General features: G+C 70.4%; 15 protein-coding genes and 1 tRNA gene. 10 read left to right on the plus strand and 6 right to left on the minus strand.

All coding sequences use genetic code 11. The features are described 5' to 3' along the window. The first annotated feature begins 66 nt into the window (after nt 1–66). A complete protein-coding gene (locus ACIOJD_RS22445) occupies nt 67–1,575 on the plus strand; it encodes a S1C family serine protease (protein ID WP_401916390.1) in 1,509 nt (502 codons plus the stop codon). 217 nt (nt 1,576–1,792) lie between these two features. Here the strand turns inward: ACIOJD_RS22445 and ACIOJD_RS22450 are convergent, their stop codons facing one another. Together ACIOJD_RS22450 and ACIOJD_RS22455 are read right to left on the minus strand one after the other, a co-directional pair. After that, entirely contained in the window at nt 1,793–3,151 is a 1,359-nt protein-coding gene (locus ACIOJD_RS22450; RefSeq protein ID WP_401916393.1) for a phytase, read from the minus strand. 484 nt (nt 3,152–3,635) lie between these two features. After that, nucleotides 3,636–7,793 carry an AAA family ATPase gene (locus tag ACIOJD_RS22455; RefSeq protein WP_401916396.1) on the minus strand — a complete coding sequence of 1,386 codons (4,158 nt, stop codon included), beginning with the start codon at nt 7,791–7,793 and terminating at the stop codon, nt 3,636–3,638. A gap of 480 nt (nt 7,794–8,273) precedes the next feature. On the opposite strand from ACIOJD_RS22455, the gene ACIOJD_RS22460 reads away from it, so the two are divergent. From ACIOJD_RS22460 to ACIOJD_RS22480, 5 genes are all read left to right on the plus strand, one after another. Next, entirely contained in the window at nt 8,274–9,062 is a 789-nt protein-coding gene (locus ACIOJD_RS22460; RefSeq protein ID WP_401916399.1) for a GntR family transcriptional regulator, read from the plus strand. A 5-nt stretch (nt 9,063–9,067) separates the two neighbouring features. Then, nucleotides 9,068–9,826 (plus strand): glycosyltransferase family 2 protein, encoded by a 759-nt coding sequence (locus ACIOJD_RS22465; RefSeq protein ID WP_401916401.1) that lies wholly within the window; start codon nt 9,068–9,070, stop codon nt 9,824–9,826. A gap of 147 nt (nt 9,827–9,973) precedes the next feature. Then, complete coding sequence (locus ACIOJD_RS22470; RefSeq protein ID WP_401916404.1) at nt 9,974–10,585, plus strand: TetR/AcrR family transcriptional regulator; 612 nt, start codon at nt 9,974–9,976, stop codon at nt 10,583–10,585. Nucleotides 10,586–10,770: 185 nt separating this feature from the next. Then, nucleotides 10,771–13,083 carry an MMPL family transporter gene (locus ACIOJD_RS22475; protein ID WP_401916407.1) on the plus strand — a complete coding sequence of 771 codons (2,313 nt, stop codon included), beginning with the start codon at nt 10,771–10,773 and terminating at the stop codon, nt 13,081–13,083. A gap of 68 nt (nt 13,084–13,151) precedes the next feature. Next, nucleotides 13,152–13,847 (plus strand): response regulator transcription factor, encoded by a 696-nt coding sequence (locus tag ACIOJD_RS22480; protein ID WP_401916410.1) that lies wholly within the window; start codon nt 13,152–13,154, stop codon nt 13,845–13,847. Between the two features lie 113 nt (nt 13,848–13,960). Here the strand turns inward: ACIOJD_RS22480 and ACIOJD_RS22485 are convergent, their stop codons facing one another. Then, nucleotides 13,961–14,245: a hypothetical protein gene (locus ACIOJD_RS22485; RefSeq protein WP_401916413.1), complete on the minus strand. Its 285-nt coding sequence runs from the start codon at nt 14,243–14,245 to the stop codon at nt 13,961–13,963. A 384-nt stretch (nt 14,246–14,629) separates the two neighbouring features. On the opposite strand from ACIOJD_RS22485, the gene ACIOJD_RS22490 reads away from it, so the two are divergent. Further along, nucleotides 14,630–14,714: transfer RNA gene (locus ACIOJD_RS22490), tRNA-Ser, on the plus strand. Between the two features lie 130 nt (nt 14,715–14,844). Here ACIOJD_RS22490 and ACIOJD_RS22495 read toward each other — a convergent pair. Continuing rightward, complete coding sequence (locus tag ACIOJD_RS22495; RefSeq protein WP_401916416.1) at nt 14,845–15,558, minus strand: AAA family ATPase; 714 nt, start codon at nt 15,556–15,558, stop codon at nt 14,845–14,847. 481 nt (nt 15,559–16,039) lie between these two features. Between ACIOJD_RS22495 and ACIOJD_RS22500 the strand changes: the two genes are divergently transcribed. Further along, nucleotides 16,040–16,732, plus strand: a complete 693-nt coding sequence (locus ACIOJD_RS22500; RefSeq protein ID WP_401916419.1) for a class I SAM-dependent methyltransferase — start codon at nt 16,040–16,042, stop codon at nt 16,730–16,732. 224 nt (nt 16,733–16,956) lie between these two features. Here the strand turns inward: ACIOJD_RS22500 and ACIOJD_RS22505 are convergent, their stop codons facing one another. Both ACIOJD_RS22505 and ACIOJD_RS22510 read right to left on the minus strand, forming a co-directional pair. Then, complete coding sequence (locus tag ACIOJD_RS22505; RefSeq protein ID WP_401916422.1) at nt 16,957–17,523, minus strand: hypothetical protein; 567 nt, start codon at nt 17,521–17,523, stop codon at nt 16,957–16,959. Next, nucleotides 17,513–17,902, minus strand: coding sequence for a PadR family transcriptional regulator (locus ACIOJD_RS22510; protein ID WP_401916424.1), 390 nt, complete (start codon nt 17,900–17,902; stop codon nt 17,513–17,515). The genes ACIOJD_RS22505 and ACIOJD_RS22510 overlap by 11 nt, the downstream gene beginning before the upstream one ends. A gap of 132 nt (nt 17,903–18,034) precedes the next feature. Here ACIOJD_RS22510 and ACIOJD_RS22515 point away from each other — a divergent pair, with 132 nt between their 5' ends. Next, nucleotides 18,035–18,193: a hypothetical protein gene (locus ACIOJD_RS22515; protein ID WP_401916427.1), complete on the plus strand. Its 159-nt coding sequence runs from the start codon at nt 18,035–18,037 to the stop codon at nt 18,191–18,193. 565 nt (nt 18,194–18,758) lie between these two features. After that, nucleotides 18,759–19,409: an MOSC domain-containing protein gene (locus tag ACIOJD_RS22520; protein ID WP_401916430.1), complete on the plus strand. Its 651-nt coding sequence runs from the start codon at nt 18,759–18,761 to the stop codon at nt 19,407–19,409. Nucleotides 19,410–19,420: the final 11 nt, after the last annotated feature.

The following is a 19,420-nucleotide window of genomic DNA, read 5'->3' on the forward strand; positions in this document are numbered from 1 at the left end:
GGACAGCGGACGACCGCGCAGCGGACCTCTTGCCGAAGACCGATGTGGAACCGAGGAGAACGAGCTGTGAGCACCGAGAACGAGGGCAACGAGGGCAACGCGGCTCCCGCTGTCCCGCCCGTACCTCCCGTGCCGGGCGCCGCTCCCGAGGGCACCCCCGCGTCCGGTCCGCAGGAGGGCGCGCAGGAGCGGCCGGCGGCAGCGCCGGAGCCGCCCGCGCACGCCCCCAGGCCCGCGCAGGCGCCTCCGGCGGGGGATCCCGCAGGGGCCCCCGCGACGTCGCATGCCGCCGGTGCCGGCTGGCCGCCGCCTCCGCCCGTACTGCCCTCCTACGGAAGCGATTCCCATGGAAGCGCTCCTCACGGGGGCGGGGCCTACGGAGGCGGTGCCGGCGACGGCACCCAGCCGTGGGGCGCCCCGGCTGCCGGCCACGACCCCCAGCCGCAGTCCCCGCGCAAGCGGCGCGGCGGACTGATCACCGCCGTGCTCGCGGCCGCGCTGGTCGCGGGCGGCGTCGGCGGTGGCATCGGTTTCTGGGCGGCCGAGACGAACGGCGGCGGTTCGATCGGTTCGACGACCGTCTCCGCGGCGGAGGCCCCCAAGGACGTCAAGCGCGCCTCCGGCACGGTCGCCGCGGTGGCCGGCAAGTCGCTGCCGAGCGTGGTCACCATCGAGGCGCAGGGCGGTAACGGCGAAGGCGGTACGGGCACCGGCTTCGTCTACGACAAGGAAGGCCACATCCTCACCAACAACCATGTGGTGGCGTCCGCGGCCAACGGCGGTGACCTCACCGCGACCTTCTCCGACGGCAAGAAGTACTCCGCCGAGGTCGTCGGCCGGGCCGAGGGCTACGACGTGGCGGTGGTCAAGCTGAAGAAGGCCCCCTCCGGCCTCTCCCCGCTCCCGCTCGCCAACTCGGACCAGGTCGCGGTCGGCGACTCGACGATCGCGATCGGCGCCCCCTTCGGCCTCTCCAACACCGTCACCACGGGCATCATCAGCGCCAAGAACCGTCCGGTCGCCTCCGGCGACGGTTCCGGCGCCGGCAACTCGTACATGAGCGCCCTCCAGACCGACGCCTCCATCAACCCCGGCAACTCCGGCGGTCCGCTGCTGGACGCCAGGGGCGCGGTCATCGGCATCAACTCGGCCATCCAGTCGGCGGGCAGCGGTGGCCTGGGGCAGTCCCAGGCGGGCTCCATCGGCCTCGGTTTCGCCATCCCGATCAACCAGGCGAAGAACGTCGCCGAGCAGCTGATCAAAACCGGTCAGCCGGTCTACCCGCTGATCGGCGCCACGGTCTCGATGGCCGAGGGCGGCGAGGGCGCCACGATCTCCCCCCAGGGCGAGGGCGGCGCCGCGGCGATCACCCCGGACGGCCCCGCCGCGAAGGCCGGTCTCAAGTCGGGCGATGTCATCACGAAGTTCAACAACACCCCGATCGACAGCGGCCCGACCCTGATCGGCCAGATCTGGACCCACAAGCCGGGCGACAAGGTGAAGCTCACCTACAAGCGCGACGGCAAGGAGTCGACGGTCCAGGTCACCCTCGGCGAACGCAAGGGTGAGAGCTGAGCGCGGCGGCGTGCCGGGTGCGCGTGTAGGAGTACGCGTACGTCTGTAGCGCCGGAGCGTCCGGGCCGCCGAGCCCGAGTTTCCCGAGGTGGGGTGCCGGAGTCGATCCGGCGCCCCACCTCAGGCGTGTGCGGGGCCGGGCCCCACCTCAGGCGTGTGCGGGGCCGGTGGCCGTCCGCGCACGAGTGGTACTTCAGTCGGCGGAAGTGCCGGGCTGTCAGCGGAAGTCGAGGCCGGTGGCGGTGGCCAGGTCCCGCAGGTCGACGTACTTGTAGTTGGAGCCCTCGCGCGGCTCTCCGCCGGGGCCGGCCACATCAGGGGTGTCGATGCCGTCCTGGAACACGGCGAGCCCCTGCGGATACCGGTCGCCGAACGGCCTGTTGACGATCTCCAGGCTGTCGGTGCCGTCGACGCCGTCGATCGCGTTCTCGCCGCTGCCCGCGCCGACCCGGAAGCCGGCGGTGAACCTGTTGCCCTTGGCGGGATCACGGTCGTACAGGGCGAATGTGCTGTCGCCCTGGCTGGAGACCACGATCTGGCCGCCGCCGCCCGGCCGTTCGATCAGCGTGATGCCCTCGACGTCCGCGACGAGGTGCTTCCCGCCGAAGCCGGGGTCCTCGCCCGGGACGCACTCGCCGGTCGTCGGGTCCTGGGTGTAAGGAACGCCGTAGTCCCGGACCCGGTCGATCAGGGTGGGCCTGCCGGTGAGGTCCGCGTTGATCCGCCAGACGCCGACGTCCTCCTGGCCCGCGTACAGCACGCCGTTGGCCGGGTCGACGCGCAGGCCCTCGAGATACGGCTGCTCGCCCGGCTCCTCGCAGGGCGTCCATGTCGTGTGGTCGGGCAGCGCGAAGGTGGTGGGGAAGCTGACGGTGCGTATCTTGCGGTAGCCGATCGTGCCGTCGGCGGCCGGTTTCGTCAGCTCCAGCAGCGCCACCCGGTTCGTCAGCTCCTGGGTGACGACGGCGTACACACGGCCGGTCTTCCGGTCCTTCCAGGAGTCCAGACCGTACGCCGTGGCCTGCTTGTTCACCTCGTCCTGGTCGGCGGAGAAGATGTACGGCGAGGCGTCGTCGGCGGTGATGTCGGTGACGGGGCCAGGCGTACGGTGCGGGGCGACGCGGTAGATGACGAGTTTGTCCCGGCCGCGGTCCGTCGCGACCGCCAGATCCGTACCGTCGACGACGTCCACGTTGTTCAGGCGACCGGGCTCGTCGTCTGCGCTCGGTGGCCTCGGCGACGGGAGCGACTGCACCTCGCGCCCCGCGAGGTCGTACACGCGCAGGCCGCCCACCTTGGCGGTGCCCAGCACGAGGCTGTGCGCCGGGTTCTTCGGATCGCGCCAGATCGCGGGGTCGTCGGCGCTCGCGTTCCCGCCGTCCTCGTCGTCGAAGAGGGGCGGTGTCTCGGCCTCGGCCGTGACCTCGGGAACCGCCGGACCGGCGGGCGCCGGGGCGACGGTGGCCGGAGGGCCGGCGTGTGCCGGGGCGACGACGACCGCGACCAGCGCCGCCGATGTCACCGCCCCGGCGATCGTCGCGTAACGCCGGTGGAGTCTGCTGCCTGCGCTCTGCATGCGAAACCTTCCTGCGGAGAGGGGAAACGCCGGGCGTGCCGGAAAGAGCTGAGATACCGGAACACCGGAACACCGGAATGCTGGACAGAGGATGTAACGCGTCCCTGTGCGAGCGACAGTCGTCGTGGACAACGCGGCGTGAACAGCTGCGCCCACGACGCTTTCCACCGGGTGGCGCGGCCTGTCGAGGCGGGGCGCCGGACCGATCGGGCGCCCCCTCCATGAGAGAGCCCGACCGCTGGCGACGGGGGATGCGCCAGCGATCGGGCTCTACTTAAGAGTAACAAGACTGCTCACGTACGGGTGCCGACTGCTCGACGGCGATGCGGAGTTGTGACCGGGATCACGAGACAGGACGCGCGAGGGAGAATGGCCTGTTCTGATCGGTCGGGCTGGACGAGTCCTTCCGGAGGGGTCTCGTCACGTACCCTCCATCAACTCGGCGCGTACGGCCCGCCGTTGGCCGGTCCCGTAGGCGCCTGTGTCAGCGATCGCACGGAGGCGCGTACGAGAGACGGGGCAGATACTCGTGCCATTTGTCCGGCGTCAGGACGCTCCGGGTCATCGAGCAGATACGACGGATGGCCTCGTCGACGTCCAGGTTCCACAGCCGGACCGTGTCGGCACCGCTCGACACCCCGAGCATGCGGCTGTTGGGACTGAACGACAGGAAATTGCCGGTCTTGGCGTTGGGGCTCATCGACTGACCGATCGGAACGGCGTCGGAGGGGAGGGTGACGTTCCAGAGCCGGACCGTGTCGTCGTTGCCGCCGCTCGCCAGGGTGCGGCCGTCGCGGCTGAACGTCAGTGACACGACCGCCTCGGTGTGGCCGGTGAGGGCGGAGCCCGCCCGGGGCGTGTCGAGGGGATCGGCGACGTCCGAGAGCCGGACCGTGCCGTCGTCGCTGCCGCTGGCCAGGGTGTCGCCGTCCGGACTGTAGGCGAGCGCGTTGATGGGGCCCAGGTGTCCCTTGAGCGGTGCGCCGAGGCGGGCGGTGTGGCGCGGGTCGGCCACGTTCCAGAGCCGGATGGTGCTGTCGGCGCTGCCGCTGGCGAGCGTGCGGCCGTCCGGGCTGAAGACGAGGGCGTTGACGTACCCCGTGTGGCCGGTGAGCGGCGCGCCGAGCGGAAGCAGGCGCGACGGGTCGCTGACGTCCCACACCTGGATGGTGCGGTCGTCATGGGCCGTTGCCAGCGTGTGCCCGTCCGGGCTGAACGCCAGTGCCCCGGGCCCCGCGAACCGTGTCCGCAGCGCGACGGGCGGCCCGTAGGGGACGGGCCGGGCCGGATCGGTGACGTTCCACAGCTGCACCGCGCGGTTTCCCGTCAGCACCGCGAGGGCGCGGCCGTCGGGGGAGAACGCCAGCGAACGTACGTCCCCCTCCCCGGGGGTGAACGGTTCGCCCAGCGATACGGGCCGGCTGGGAGCCGTGACGTTCCACAGCCGCACCCTCTCGTCGCGCGCGGCCGTGGCGAGCACCCGCCCGTCCGGGCGGAACGCTCCGATGCGGCCGATCATGTCCGACGCCGGAATCGACCAGAGGCGGACCTTGTTGTCGCCGCTTCCGGTGGCGAGGGTCCGTCCGTCCGGGCTGAAGCCCAACGCGTACATCTCGCCGCTGCTGCCCGCGAGGGGCTCACCGACCTGTGAGGGGTAGGCCGGGTTGCTGACGTTCCACAGGCTCGCCGTGCTGTCCGCGCTGGCGGCGGCGAGCATGGCCCCGTCAGGGCTGAAGGCCACGGACCACACGGCTCCGGTGTGGCCGGTGAGCGGTGCGCCGAGTTGTTTCGGGCGCCGGGGGTCGGCCACGTTCCACAGCCGGACGGTGTCGTCCTTGCTGCCGCTGGCGAGGGTGCGGCCGTCGGGGCTGAAGGCCACGGAGTGCACCGTGGCCTCGTGGCCCGTCAGCACCGTGCCGACCGGCCTCGGACGCCGTGGATCGGCCATGTCCCACAGCCTGATCGCGCCGCTGTCGCTCCCGGTGGCCAGGGTGTGTCCGTCGGGACTGAACGCCACGGAGCGCACAGCGGCGGTGTGGCCGGTCAGGGCGCCGAGCGTCTTCGGCCCGCGAGGCTCGCGTACGTCCCACAGGCGAACGGTGTGGTCTTCGGTGGCGGCGGCCAGCGTGTGTCCGTCCGGGCTGAAGGTGAGCAGGTAGATCGTGCCGTCATGGCCGGACAGGGGCGTACCGAGCGGGCGCGGGTGGCGAGGATCCCGTACGTCCCACAGCCGGATCGTGCCGTCGTCCCCCGCACTGGCGAGGGTGCGGCCGTCCGGGCTGAAGACCGCGCTGCTCACCCAACTCGTATGGCCGGTGAGGGGTTTGCCCAGGGGTTTGGGCCGGGTCCGGTCCGTCACGTTCCACAGCCGTACGGTCCGGTCGTAGCTGGCGGTGGCCAGGAGCCGCCCGTTCGGGCTGAACGTGGTGAGGTAGACGGCGCCGGTGTGGCCATGGAGCGGCGTGGCCAGCGGCGCGTTCACGATCGAGATCAACCGGTTGTTCGTACCCTCGTCGTCCGGTCGCAGGCGGTGTGCCACCAGGTCGAGTTGAGCGGACAGCGACGGATCGGTGTACTGCACGCGATCGGCTTCGGCGAGTACCTGCTGGAACACCGCCTCGTCCCGCTGCTGCCACGCGACCACCGCCGAACCGACGGCCAGGACCGCCAGAACGACCAGAGCCGACACCGCACTTCGGCTGATCCAGACCGTACGCTTGCGCAATCTGACCGAAGCGGTCAGGAATTCGACCGCGCTCCGGGTCAGAAACGTATGACCGGCGGACTTCGCCCAGGTGTGGGCCTGCTCCAGGCGGGAACCGCGGTAGAGCAGGGACGTGTCGCGGTCCGAGCCCTCCCAGGCCCTGCCGTCCTCCTCCAGCCGCTGGCGCAGCAGGTGGTCGTTCCTGTCCTCGTCGATCCAGCCGCGCAGGCGCGGCCAGGCGTGCAGCAGCGCCTCATGGGTGATCTCCACGGTCTCCGCGTCGAGCGTCACCAACCGGGCGCGGACCAGGGCTTCGAGCGATTCCTCCGTTCTGCCGGGGTCCGTCGACTCCTGCGCCAACTGGCGCCGCGTCCCCCGCCTGCGGGTGGCCTGGGTGTCCTCGCCGAGTCGGACCAGCCTCAGCAGGAGCAGTCTCGCGGCCGTACGCGCCGCCGGGCCGAGGCCGGACCAGGCCCGTTCGGCGGTCGCCGCCACCGCTCCCTGGATTCCGCCCGCAGCCCGGTAACCGGCCAGCGTCAGCCGTCCCGCCTTCCGCCGCTGCCAGGTGGCGAGCAGGGCGTGGGAGAGGAGCGGCAGCACTCCCGCGCCGGGCGTCCCACGAGGGCCGTCGGCACTCACTTCCCGGACGATCAGCTCCGCCAGCCCCGGTTCGAGCTCCAGTCCCACGGCCTTGGCCGGGCCGGTCACCGCTTCGCGCAGTTCCGCGGTGGTCAGCGGTCCGAGCACCATGTGCCGGTGTTGCAGCGCGTCGGCCAGTTCGGGATACGCGAGGCACTGCTCGTAGAAGTCGGCGCGTATGCCGAGGACGACGAGTACGGGGGCGGAGCCGGCCGTGGAGAGGGTGGGGCCCGTGGTGTCGCCGGAGCCGGCGGGCGAGCATCCGGCGTGGAGGAGCTGGATGAAGGTGCGCCTGTTCGCCTCGTCGGAGCCGAGGGCGAACGCCTCCTCGAACTGGTCCACGATGACGACCGGACGGGCTTCGGAGGCCGTCTCGCGTCGTGCCCATGCGGCGAAGGCAGCCCTCGCGGCGTGGGCGAATCGGGAAGTGCCGGGCTCGTGGCCGCCGGACTCCTGGCCTGCTGGTTCCGGTTCGACCGTCGCCGGTTCGACCGCCGCCGGTCGGTCCGTCGCCGGTTGGTCCGTTTCCGGTTTCTCCGCCGCTGGTTTCTCCGCCGGCGGTTCCTCCACGGTGGAGACGAGGTCCGCGAGTTCCGGGATCCGGCGGATCAGCTCCGCGAGGGGGTCGCTTCCCGGCACGAGTTGCAGCACCGCTCTCGGCCGGCTCCTCTCGTCACCCGGCGCGCCGCCGCGCAGCGCGGGCACCAGCCCGGCGCTCAGCAGGGAGGACTTTCCCGCCCCTGAAGCGCCCACGAGCATGACCAGGCCACCCGTATCCTCCGCCGCGCGCAGCTGAGCGACGAGGGCGTCCGTGCTCCGTTCCCGGCCGAAGAACCACCGGGCGTCCTGCGGACGGTACGAGGCCAGCCCCCGGTAGGGGCACACGCCACCGGGGACGGACGAGGCCTCGACCGAGGGGGGTTCCTCCTCTTCCGCGGCTGTCGCCGGGCGCTCGCCGACCGGGTCGGCCACGGCTCGCGCCCACAGGCGCTGCCACTGGGCCATGTCGTACAGCCCTGTGGACACCGGAGCGGGCCGCGAACGCCGTGCCTGGGGAATCAGGACGTACAGCACCGCCGCGAGGGCGGCGAACTGGGCAGGCACGTTCTTGGCCCGTCGCCAGTCGCTGATCCGCTGGGCGGACACCCGCACGGGCCGCCCTCGCTCGTCGACCCGCTGAAGCCGGACGACCGCCTCGGCCACACTTTTGAGCGGAGGGTTGCCGGCTTCCCGGTAAAGCAGCGCGAGACGTTCCGCGAAGGCTGTGCGTGCCCCTGAGTCGGAACTCAAGGTCTCCACTCCTTACTTCCCCCGCGCCTGTACGTCCGGACCGGATAACTCACTTTATATGGCTGACCTGGGGTGAAGTCGGTGGTCCGATACCGGAACCTCCACGGCGGGAGACACAGCTGACAGGATCACGACGCAGCAGCGCTTCACAGCGCTTCCACCGCGCGTCGTCGAGCCAGGCCACCAGCTCGGCGCACGGAGAGACAACTCATCGCACCATCGCACCGCGTGTTCTCGGTCAGCTTTCGCTTTCGCCGCAGTCGTGGGTCCGGCCTTTCCGCGATCCGCACCAACTGCACGGGATCCACCAACCACGCCAGCCATATCGGTACGGCGCGGGTCGACACCGCCCCACCGTTCGGCGCCGGTCCCCACGAGGGGAGGGACCGGCACCGAACGGTGGGGCCGGGCCGCCTTTCTCCTCCGGTCGTCAAGACCTCTTGAGGAGTCGTATGCTGGCGCCATTGCGCGACAGAACGGTGGGCACCCATGGCGAAGGTGTACGAACGGATCGCGGCGGAACTCCGCCAGTCCATCCGCGCGGGTGAACTCAAGCCCGGTGACCGCCTGCCCTCGGAGGCGAAGCTGGCGGAGGAGCACCGGCGGAGCGTCCCGACGATCCGCGACGCGCTCCGGCTTCTCCAGGACGAGGGGCTGATCGAGAAGCAGCACGGCCGGGGCAACTTCGTCCGCAGAGCCCGTACGAAAGTGCTGCGCACCAACGCGCGGCACCAGTGGGAGAAGAACCGGACGCGCGAGCCGGTGGAGAAGCGGCTCAAGACCGGTTCCACCGAGCATGCCACCGGGCTCGATGTGAGAGACCTGGTCTTCCACGCGGCTTATCGCGAGGCCAAGGCGGACACGCGGCTCGCCGAGGCGCTCGGTGTCCCTGAGGGAACCGCCCTCGTGGAGCGCACGTACCGGACGCGGTACGCCGCCGAGAACGCGCCCTTCGCGCTGGTGACCTCGTATCTCGTCCGCGCCCTGGTCGAGGGGAATCCGGACCTGCTGGACGCGGCGAAGGAGCCGTTTCCGGGGGGCACGCAGAGCCAGCTCCTCTCGGTGGGGATCGAACTCGACCGCATCGAGGAACGCGTCATCGCCCGTCCGCCGACCCCCGAAGAGGCGGATGAGCTCGAACTGCCGCCCGGGACCTCGGTCCTGGTGCTCCGCAAGACATCGTTCGACACCCAGGACCGCGTCGTGGAGATGTCCGACGTCACGCTTCCCGGTGACCGTACGCAACTGCACTTCACCACCCCGCTGGAAAGGTGGTGAGTGCCGTGAGCCGGCGCGTCGTCGTCATCACCGCCGTTCACGCGCCGTCCGCTCACTTCCTGCCGGACGCGTACGCGTCGCTGCGTGAGCAGGAGTTGCCCGGGGGATGGGACTGGCACTGGCTGATCCAGGAGGACGGCCGGAGCGACGAGGCCGCGCCGCACGTACCCGACGACCCGCGGGTGACCTTCCGGCAGGGACGTCCCGGCGGTCCGGGCACCGCCCGTACGCTGGCGCTCGCGCACGCGGACGGCGAGTACGTCAAGGTCCTGGACGCCGACGACCAACTGCCGGCGGGCGCGCTGGCCCGCGACCTGGCCGCGCTGGAAGGCGATCCCACCATCGGCTGGGCGACCTCGCGCGCGCTGGACCTGCTGCCCGACGGCTCGACGGCCGGCTTCGACGGCGACCCCGCACAGGGCCCGATCGAGCGCGGTGCCGTACGGGAATTCTGGTCGGCGAACAACTACCGCGCGCAGGTCCACCCGGCGACCCTCTTCGCCCGCCGCGATCTGGTGCTGGCGCTCGGCGGATGGATGGCACTGCCGGCGTCCGAGGACACGGGGCTGCTGCTCGCGCTGAACTCCGTCAGCCGCGGTTGGTTCACCGCCGAGACGGGACTCCTCTACCGCAAATGGCCGGGCCAGGCGACCGGCCAGGCCGCACATGTCGACCCGGCGGAGCGGGATGCCCGGATGACGGTGGTGGAGGCGAGGGCGAGGGCGCTGTCGGATCTGGGGTGGGGCTCCCCGGCCGCCGGTTGAGTCGCCGTACTCCTGGCCGATGCGCCCCGGGCCCGTGAGGCGGACCGAAAATCCCAGTTTCGAAAACAGCAGTTTCGAAAACTTGATTTTCGCTTTGCTGGGTGGCTACAGTTCTGCTGTCAGCTACGGACCGGATCAGGAGCAGCCATGGCCGAGGCACCGGCGGCGTCGCGCCGCCGCAAACTCACCGCCGAGCGGGAGCGTGAGCTGCTGCGCGTGACGGCCGAGCTCGTCGGTGAGGTCGGCTACGAGCAGGTGACCATGGCGGCGGTCGCGCAGCGGGCGAAGTGCAGCACGGCGACGCTCTACCGGCAGTGGGAGAGCAAGCCGCGTCTGGTGATCTCGGCGTGGAAGGCCCTCAGCACGGAGGCCGGGAAGGACCTGTCCGGTATCGACACCGGCAGTCTGCGCGGCGACCTGATGGCCGTGATGCGGTATCTGGTGGCGGACGACCCGGCCAAGAAGACCTTCACCTCGATGCCGGCCGCCATCGTCCAGGACGAGGGCCTCATGGAGATCGTGCGCGAGATCCTGATCCATCCGATCCTGCGCGACCTGGCCCAGCTCTTCGAGCGTGCGGTGACCAGGGGAGAGATCGAAGCCGGAAACCCGGTCATCGACCTCGCGGATCAGATCCTGTTCGGCCCGTTGTTCGCACAGACCATCCTCCACGGGACACCGGCGACCCCGGAGCTCATGGAAACCGTCGTCGAGCTGGTGCTTCTGCCCGTCCTCACCGCGCGGCCCGCCGCGGTCTGACCCGCCCCCGACCCCGACTGCCTTCCGGCGGCGCCATCCGGTCGCGCCGGCGACCCCGCACACCCTGACAACGGCGTAACGCCGCTCGTCCACCTCCGCATGCCCTCCTCAGGCCCGCGCCGGTCACCTGCCGGGCCCAGGGCACCGCACGCCCGAAACCACCATCGATCCGGAGCGTCTCCCTCATGGCCACTTTCCTCCACAAGATCGGCAGGGCCGCGTTCACACGGCACTGGCTGGTCGTCCTCCTCTGGGCGCTCGTCCTCGGCGCCCTGGGCATCGGCGCCTCCACCGGCTCGGGCCCCGCCAGTTCCAGCCTCAGCCTGCCCGGCACGGAGGCGCAGCGCGCCTTCGACCTCCTGGGCGAGAAGTTCCCGGCGGCCAACGCCGACGGAGCCACCGCCCGCGTCGTGGTGCGCGCACCCGACGGCGGGAAGATCGGCAGCCCGGAGAACAAGGCCGCCCTCGAAGCGGCACTGGCCGGCATCGAGGACTCCTCCGCCCGCATAGGGCAGATCAGCGACCCCTTCACCACCAAAGCACTGAGCGCGGACGGCACCACCGCCTACGCCCAGGTCACCTACACCACCCCGGACTCCGACCTCACCGACGGCGACCGCACGGGTCTGGACAAGGCCCTCGAATCGGGGCGGGATCAGGGGCTGACGGTGGAAGCCTCCGGCAACGCGCTGGCCGCCCCCGAGGAAAGCCACACGGCCGAGGCCATCGGCTTCGCCCTGGCAGCCGTCATCCTCCTCATCACCTTCGGCTCCCTCATCGCCGCCGGCCTGCCCCTGCTCACCGCGCTCGTCGGAGTGGGCGTGAGCATGGCCGCCATCACCGCCCTCAGCGGCCCGCTCGACCTCAACAGCAATGTCTCCGCTCTCGCCACGATGCTGGGCATCGCCGTCGGCATCGACTACGCCCTGTTCATCGTCTCCCGCTACCGCTCCGAACGCGCCGACGGCCACGACGCCCGCGAGGCCGCCGCTCGCGCCAACGGCACCGCGGGATCCGCCGTCGTCTTCGCGGGACTGACCGTGGTCATCGCCCTGGCGGGCCTCGCGGTGGTGAACCTGCCCATCCTGACCGCGATGGGCCTCGCCGCGGCCGGCGCCGTCGTCGTCGCCGTCCTCGTCGCCACCACCCTGGTCCCCGCCCTCCTCGGCTTCGCCGGCGAACGCGTCCGCGGCAAGACCCGCAAGAAGGCCCCCGCGGCCGACAGCAGCCCGCCCGGTAGCACCGAGCCCGGTAGCACCGAGCCAGGTAGCACCACGCCCGGCAGCAGCAAGCCCGGTAGCACCACGCCCGGCAGCACCGAGCCCGTCAGGCCGGGACCGGGACAGCGCTGGATCTCCTTCGTCCTGCGCAAGCCGGCCCAGATGCTCGTCCTGGCCGTGGTCGCCCTCGGTGTGGTCGCGCTCCCGGTCGCCCAGCTCGAACTCGGGCTGCCGGACGACGGTTCCAAGGCCGCCTCGTCCACCCAGCGCAAGGCGTACGACATGCTGTCCGAGTCCTTCGGGCCCGGCTTCAACGGTCCCCTCACCGTGACCGTCGACGACCAGGACCCGGCCGTCGCCCGCGGCGGCGCCCAGGACATGGGCAAGTCCCTCGCCGGCCTCCCGGACGTGGCCGCCGTGACCCCGGCCGCCTTCAACGAGAGCGGCGACACCGCGATCATCACCGTCATCCCCAAGAGCGCACCGGGCAGCGACGCCACCAAGAACCTCGTCGACGACATCCGCACCCTGGCCGGTGACCTCCGGTCCGACACCGGAGCCCGTTCCCTCGTGACCGGCACCACGGCCCTCAACATCGACATCTCCGACAAGTTCAGCGCGGCGATCGTGCCCTACCTGGCCGTCGTCGTCGGCCTCGCCGTACTCGTACTGATCCTCGTCTTCCGGTCCATCCTGGTCCCCGTCAAGGCGGCCCTCGGATTCCTGCTCTCCGTACTGGCCTCCCTCGGCGTCCTCGTCGCCGTCTTCCAGTGGGGCTGGCTGAAGGACCTCATCGGCCTCGAACAGACCGGCCCCCTCATGAGCCTGATGCCCGTCCTCATGGTCGGCATCGTGTTCGGCCTCGCGATGGACTACCAGGTGTTCCTGGTGACCCGTATGCGCGAGGCATACGTCCACGGAGCCGACGCCCGCACCGCGGTCGAGACGGGCTTCAAGCACAGCGCCACCGTCGTCTCCGCCGCGGCCCTCATCATGATCAGCGTCTTCGCCGGCTTCGTCGGCTCCCACGACGCCATGATCAAAGCCCTCGGCTTCGGCCTGGCCATCGCCGTCGTCTTCGACGCGTTCGTCGTCCGCATGACGATCGTCCCGGCAGCCCTCGCACTCCTCGGCAAGCGCGCCTGGTCCCTGCCCGCCTGGATCGACCGCATCCTGCCCAACGTCGACATCGAAGGCGAAAAACTCGCCAAGCACACCCCCGCGGCTCCCCCACTCCGCGAACCCAGCTACGCCGGCTCCGCAGACCACGACCACTGACAACCCCCGTCCCACGGGCCCGCGATCGCCATGGCGCCGCGGGCCCGTGCCCTGCACGAAGGACGCCGATGCACCGTGTACTCCTCGCGGGCGGCCCCGCTCTCGTCCGAGACGCCTACGCGCACGTCATCGCCGCGTCCCCCGCCTTCGTGATCCAGGCCCAGACCGCGACCCTCGCCGAGGCCCTGACCGTCCTGACCTCCACGACCTGCGACCTCCTGCTCATCGATGCCCGCGAACTCGCCCGCGCCACATCGGCGGCGGCTCAGGTATCGCTGCGCCACGCCGCCGCCCGCACCCGAACCGTCGTACTCGGCACGATCCCGCCGGCCGAACTCCCGCTCCTCACGGAGGCGGGCGTGACCGGCGTGCTCGGCCCCTACCTCGAACCCGACGAGTTCTTCACGGCACTCGATGTGGTCTGCCGCGGCGCCATAGTCATCTCGCCGGCGCCCTCCCACGCACCCGGAGCACCGGCCGCCCATGGGGCTCTGGCGCCACTCACCCAGCGGGAACGTGAAGTACTCGCCCTCATCGCAGCCCTGCCCGACAACACCGCCATCGCCCTCGCACTCGACCTGAGCCCCGTCACGGTCAAGTCGCACATCAACCGGATCATGCACAAACTCGGAGTGTCCAGCAGATCCCAACTCGTCGCCCTCGCCTACGAGAACCGACTGATCGTCCCGGGCCCTCGGATCACCTCCGGTGCGGCACCGGGCGAGCACCGTACTGTCCTTGGGGCTCCGGGACTCGGTGTCTGAAACGAACGAGAGGTTCCAGGGTCTCGTGCCACCGTTCCGTGACCCCGTTCCGTGACCCCGTTCCGTGACCCCGTTTCCGTGCCACCGGACGCGCCCGGCAGGACGGCGGTCCCTCAGCCGACCTGGATCCAGGTGGTGATCGCGAGGACGGTGGGTACGGGGCATGCCAGGACGGCGATGAGGAGCAGGCGGATCTCCATCGTGAGCCGGCGGACGCCGGGTGCGAAGGCCAGGGCGGTGAGCGCGGCAGCCGCGCCGACGGCGGGCAGGACGTATCGAAGAACGACGTCTGCGACGGGCACACCCGCGGCCAGGCTCCAGACCGCGGTGATGGTGACAAGGCCCGCCAGCCAGGTAAGCGACAGGACGGTGAGCGCCCACAGCACGCCTGCCAGCACGGCGGGGACAGTCCGCCCGCGGTGAGCGGCCGGCGTCGGCTGCCATGGTCCGTAAAGAGTGGTGTACGTCCGGGGGTTCACCGGCGATGCCTTCCGTGAGAGGGGATGCGCATGATCCTCACGTCACGGGCGCTGCCGGGGCGTGGGCGCGGATGCTCACCTCGGCGCGGGCTCGTACTCACATGTCCACGACCGGGCCGTGCACACCCTCCGGCGGCGACACCCGTCACGACGTGGCGGCCGGCGGGCCCCGTGGCTGCCCCGGATGTGGTCCCGGCCAAAGGGTCGTTTCCGGATCCTGTGGACCAGGGACGGACCAACGGCCTCGGGGACGGGCGACGGCCGGTAGGCTGTAGTCGCTCCGCCGCAGGTGGGCGGGGCGTGGGTGGGTTGCCCGAGCGGCCTAAGGGAACGGTCTTGAAAACCGTCGTGGCGCGAGTCACCGTGGGTTCAAATCCCACACCCACCGCAGCAGGTCGGCGTATACGCAGGCCAGAAGGGGTGCCCTCGGTGAGGGCGCCCCTTCAGCACACCTGTTGGCGAACGCCGAGAGCCGGGTCCTCTGCATCGCCCATGTGACGAGGGCTGAGGGGACCCGCCTACGGTTCGACGATGTGCCGCAGATAGGCGTGCGGGTCGGCGAGATAGCGGCGCCAGTGATCCACGACGCCGAGTTCCCGCCAGGCGACCCTCCGCATACCGTGCTCACCGACCTCGATGATGTCCGCGCCCGGCAGTGCGGTCAGCAATGGGGAGTGCGTGGCACAGATGACCTGGCCGCCCTCCTTGGCCAACCGGTCGATGTGCCCGATCAGCTCGAGGCACGAAGAGAAGGAGAGCGCTGCCTCCGGCTCGTCGAGAACATAGAGCCCGGCGTGAAGGAACTTCCCGCGGAACGCCGCGAGAAAGCCCTCGCCGTGGCTGACCCGGTCCGGCGAGAACCCCTCCCTGCCCAGCGCGTCCAGCGCGGTCTCGGCACGCAGGAAGAAGCCCTTGCGCGCTGACCAGTTGGTGGCCATACGGCGCCCGCGCCCCGAGGCGGCGTCGAATTTCATACGCTCGCCGAGGGCCGACTTGCCGCGCGGGGACGCGTAGCTCCAGTCGTGGGAGCCGCCGTAGGAGTCCAGGCCGAACCCCTCCGCCAACGCCTCGACCAGGGTCGACTTCCCCGAGCCGTTCTCACCGACCAGAAAGGTCACCGGTGCGGTGAACCGCAGCCCTTCACCGAGCAGCTGCCGGACGCAGGGCACCGACCAAGGCCAGGTTTCCTCGTTGTACGAGGAGAGATGGGCATACGCGCGTTCGATAATCACGCAACCAGTGTCGCCTGGACTCGGAAGGCGTACGGGTGCAGTCCGGCACCTCCATTTCGCCAACCGTGCTGCGTCGTCACAGCGCCATAGCCGCGCAGGATTGGGTGGCGAGCGAAGGGCTTGTCGGCGCAGGGCGCCCAGCCGGCGACGCGACAGCAGCCGGGAGAGGTCCGAGCAGGCCGGTCGCCGCACGGCGACCACGACGCCAACCCTCAGCACCCCGTATCGATGGGGGGACCTTTGCTGACCAGTCGTGGTGACCGTGGCGGGACGAGGGCTGCAAGGGCGCCCGAAATGGGCGCGCCGCTTCTGCTTGTGGCCTGTCGGAACGTCGCCCGTCGCCCGTTGTGGTGATCTTGACGCTTCGTGGCCGGGCCGCTGGGCTCGGGGGGAATGCAGTGGTGGCGTGGTCCGGACGCGCCGGACTGGTCGACACACGGTCGGCGCCACAGAAGGAGAGGGGCGAAATGGTGAGAAGCCTATGACCGTCAGTGAAGCAGAGAGTGTGAGCCTGTCTCCGGAGGCCGCGCGAGCCGCGCAGTACTTCGACTCCCTCGGTCTTGAGTTTCAGCACGCGTTCGAAAATCGTAAACAGGTGCAGATCCGTGCGGTGGAGCGACTGGTGGGCCGGCTGGCTCCGGGGGCCCGGGTTCTGGACGCGGGGTGCGGCACCGGAGTGCCGACAGTCGCGCAGCTGTGTGAAGCGGGCCTGGATGTCACCGGGATCGATGTCTCCGAAGTCATGCTGTCTCACGCACGGCGTCAGGTCCCGCGGGCACGTTTCGTCAGGGCGGATCTCACCAGTGCACACCTGGACATCGGTACGTTCGACGCCGTTGTCAGTTTCTTCTGCCTCATCGACTTGCCGGAGGAGACGTTCGTCGCCGCGCTGGAACGGTTGCGAGACCTCGCTGTTCCGGGGGGCCGCGTGCTGGTCGCCGTACCGGAGTACCGCAGCGAGGACGAGGTGGACTTCGTGGGCGAGAGATACCGGCCCGTGCTGTGCCGGCGCGAGGAGGTCATCGCCTGGGCGGGCCGCGCGGGACTGGAAGTGGAAGGGCTGGAGGTCTGTCAGGACCGGGGCGCCCAGGGGCAGTCGGAAACCGGGCTCTATCTCTGGGCTCGGCGCCCGGCATCTTCGGGGCTCCCAACGGACGCGCCCGCACGCCCGTGACATGAGCGCCGCCGCCGGTACGAGCCTGACCTGAGGCGTCGACACGAGCCGGCAGGAACGGGGCGGGGCGAGCCTGGAACCGTCAACCAGGCTCGCCCCGTGCGGAAGGCCGGACCCCCTTGCCATGAAGTCCGGCCCGTTCTCCGCGAAAGCGGCCCGCTCCGCAAGAGGCCTTCATGCCGGAGTGACGAGATTGCCGAAGGACCCCAGCCGTGGGCGTGCTGTCATTCGGCCCCCGGCCCGCCCTTCTGTACGCGGGTGCGCCTGGCGATCTCGTAGGCGATGCCCGGCAGGGGCAGGAGGGCCGAGGCCCAGAGGGCGACATGGAAGAGGGGCTCGTCGCCGGCCAGCCACTCGGTGAGGATCGTGACCGGCAGGCCGATGCACGCCGCGACCAGCAATCCGTTGCGCATGCCCATGGTCCCGCGCCGTACTTCCACCGCGACGGTGACCGTGCTGAGGGTGAGCCAGAAGGCGAGGCGGCCTGGGGTGACGGGAATCGATCCGGACCACCCGATGAGGTGCGAGAACAGCAGGAGTCCACCTATCGCCGACGGCACCAGCATCGCCATCCGCAGCAGCCGCGGACGCAGCGGCGACCTCGCCTGCGCCCAGGCGGTGGCGAACGCCTTGACATCGTCGCCCACGACGTCCCGCGGCGCGCGTCCCGCGGCCGCCGCGTCCTCGAGGTGCGCGGAGAGCTCGGCCAGCATGTCCTGGACGGCCGCGTCATCGACGCCCCGGTACTCCCAGTTGCTGCGGCATATCGCCAGGATTCGTTCAGTGGTCATGGTTTTGTGTTCCCCCCATGGGCGGCTCGGTGCTGGTCAGGATCTCGTTCACCTGGGCCGTGAAGTCCAGCCAGGCGGTGCGGCCGCGCGCCAGTTCCACTCCGCCCGCCCGGGTCATCCGGTAGTACTTGCGCGGTGGCCCACCGCTGGACGACGGCGCGCGATAGGACTCGACGAGCCCGGCCCGCTCCATCCGGGCGAGCAGCGGATAGATGCTGCCCTCGCTGACGAGCTCCAGCCCGCAGTCGGTGAGCGCTTCGACGAACTCGTATCCATAGCGAGGACGTTCGGCGATCAGGGCGAGCAGGCAGATGTCGAGCGCTCCGCGCAGGAGCTGGCTCCGCCGTTGGTCACCGGACGTGCGCAGCTCCTCTGTCATGCGGTACAAGATAGTCAGCAACTACCTTGCACCGCAAGGTAAAGGGGTGGGCGTTCCCGAGGCGGACCGGTGCGTCGCCGGTAATCTCCAGGCCCTGCGCGACGGGGACCGCATATACGAATCCGCTCGACCATGGCCCGCCGCGAACCCGACGGCAGTCATGGGATGGCGTACGGCGAGGAGCGGTTCCGCCACTGCTCTACGACGTCATCGTGCTTCTTCACCGCACCGACCAGTGCCCTGCTCGGCAACACGGCGGACAGGTTCGGTCAGAACATCGACACCCTGTGACCTATCGCGTTGCCACTCGTTGCGGGTTGCCTGACGGTGATTACTGTATGAAGGGCGATCGGCACCCGAAGCCGGATGTCGAAGCGGCTCTGCGACGGGCGGAGAGCACTGGCCTGAAGGTCAAGCGAGGCCACCGGTGGGGATACGTGATCTGCTGCCCGTGCTCTGCCGGCACGAAGGTGTGGTGCACGCCTGCGAATCCGGGCACGGAGGGTAGGAAAATCGATGAATTCACCCGTCGGCACAGCAACTGTGCGTGAGTGGTCGTTCGTCCTGTACCCCGAGGAAGAGCCGACGCGGGAGCAGTCCGACCGTTTCGACCGTGCGGACGCCCTGGCTGGTGGCCAGGTCGGCTGGGAGGAGTACGGGCAGGGCACGCGTTTCCCCTGCGTGGTGGAGGCGCCCGGTTTGGAGGAGGCCGTGGCTTGGGCTGTTGAGCGGCTGGGCGAACTGGGGGTGCCGATCGCGCGGATCGAGACAACGGGTAGCTGGTCAAGGAGTACGGGGTCGCTCGGCCCCGGAAAACCGTTCGCTCCCCTCCGCGGCCGGCCGTACCGTCGCCGCCATGAAGCTGCTCTCCGTCAATATCGGCAGGCCTCGTCCCAATCCGTGGAAGGGCCTGCGCCTGACGGGTATCGACAAGCGGCCCGTTGACGGTCCGGTCGCCGTCACCGTTCCCGGCTCGGAGGGGACCGGCGCCGTCGGGCTTGTCGGTGACCGGGTCTATGACGTGAAGCATCACGGTGGCTCCGATCAGGCCGTCTACGCCTACGCGCGCGAAGATCTCGACGCGTGGGAAGCCGAGTTCGGCGGGCCGCTCGCCAACGGGGTCTTCGGCGAGAACCTCACGACCCTCGGAGTGGACGTCAACGGCGCCCTGATCGGGGAGCGTTGGCGGGTCGGGCCGGACGTCGTGCTGGAGGTGTCGTGTCCGCGGGTTCCGTGTGCGACGTTCCAGGGATGGCTGGAGCGGGCCGGTTGGATCAAGCGGTTCACCCGGGCAGCGCGGCCCGGTGCGTATCTGCGGGTCGTCGAGACCGGTGAGATCCGTGCCACCGACGCGGTCGGCATCGTGCACCGGCCCGATCACGACGTGACCGTCGCCGTCGTCTTCCGGGCGATGACTCTGGAACCGGAACTGCTGCCACGGCTGCACGCCGCCGACGCGCTGCCGGAGGAGATCAAGGAACAGGTCCGCCGGCGCACCACCGCGTAGGAACCGCACGG

The sequence above is a fragment of the Streptomyces sp. NPDC088116 genome, assembly GCF_044741745.1.
Lineage (GTDB): Bacteria > Actinomycetota > Actinomycetes > Streptomycetales > Streptomycetaceae > Streptomyces.

Coding starts and splice junctions, on each gene's coding strand:
- ACIOJD_RS22480 (WP_401916410.1), top strand. CDS start 13,152: ATGCACCGTGTACTCCTCGCGGGCGGCCCCGCTCTCGTCCGAGACGCC.
- ACIOJD_RS22460 (WP_401916399.1), top strand. CDS start 8,274: ATGGCGAAGGTGTACGAACGGATCGCGGCGGAACTCCGCCAGTCCATC.
- ACIOJD_RS22500 (WP_401916419.1), top strand. CDS start 16,040: ATGACCGTCAGTGAAGCAGAGAGTGTGAGCCTGTCTCCGGAGGCCGCG.
- ACIOJD_RS22450 (WP_401916393.1), bottom strand. CDS start 3,151: ATGCAGAGCGCAGGCAGCAGACTCCACCGGCGTTACGCGACGATCGCC.
- ACIOJD_RS22505 (WP_401916422.1), bottom strand. CDS start 17,523: ATGACCACTGAACGAATCCTGGCGATATGCCGCAGCAACTGGGAGTAC.
- ACIOJD_RS22515 (WP_401916427.1), top strand. CDS start 18,035: ATGGCCCGCCGCGAACCCGACGGCAGTCATGGGATGGCGTACGGCGAG.
- ACIOJD_RS22520 (WP_401916430.1), top strand. CDS start 18,759: ATGAAGCTGCTCTCCGTCAATATCGGCAGGCCTCGTCCCAATCCGTGG.
- ACIOJD_RS22470 (WP_401916404.1), top strand. CDS start 9,974: ATGGCCGAGGCACCGGCGGCGTCGCGCCGCCGCAAACTCACCGCCGAG.
- ACIOJD_RS22475 (WP_401916407.1), top strand. CDS start 10,771: ATGGCCACTTTCCTCCACAAGATCGGCAGGGCCGCGTTCACACGGCAC.
- ACIOJD_RS22510 (WP_401916424.1), bottom strand. CDS start 17,902: ATGACAGAGGAGCTGCGCACGTCCGGTGACCAACGGCGGAGCCAGCTC.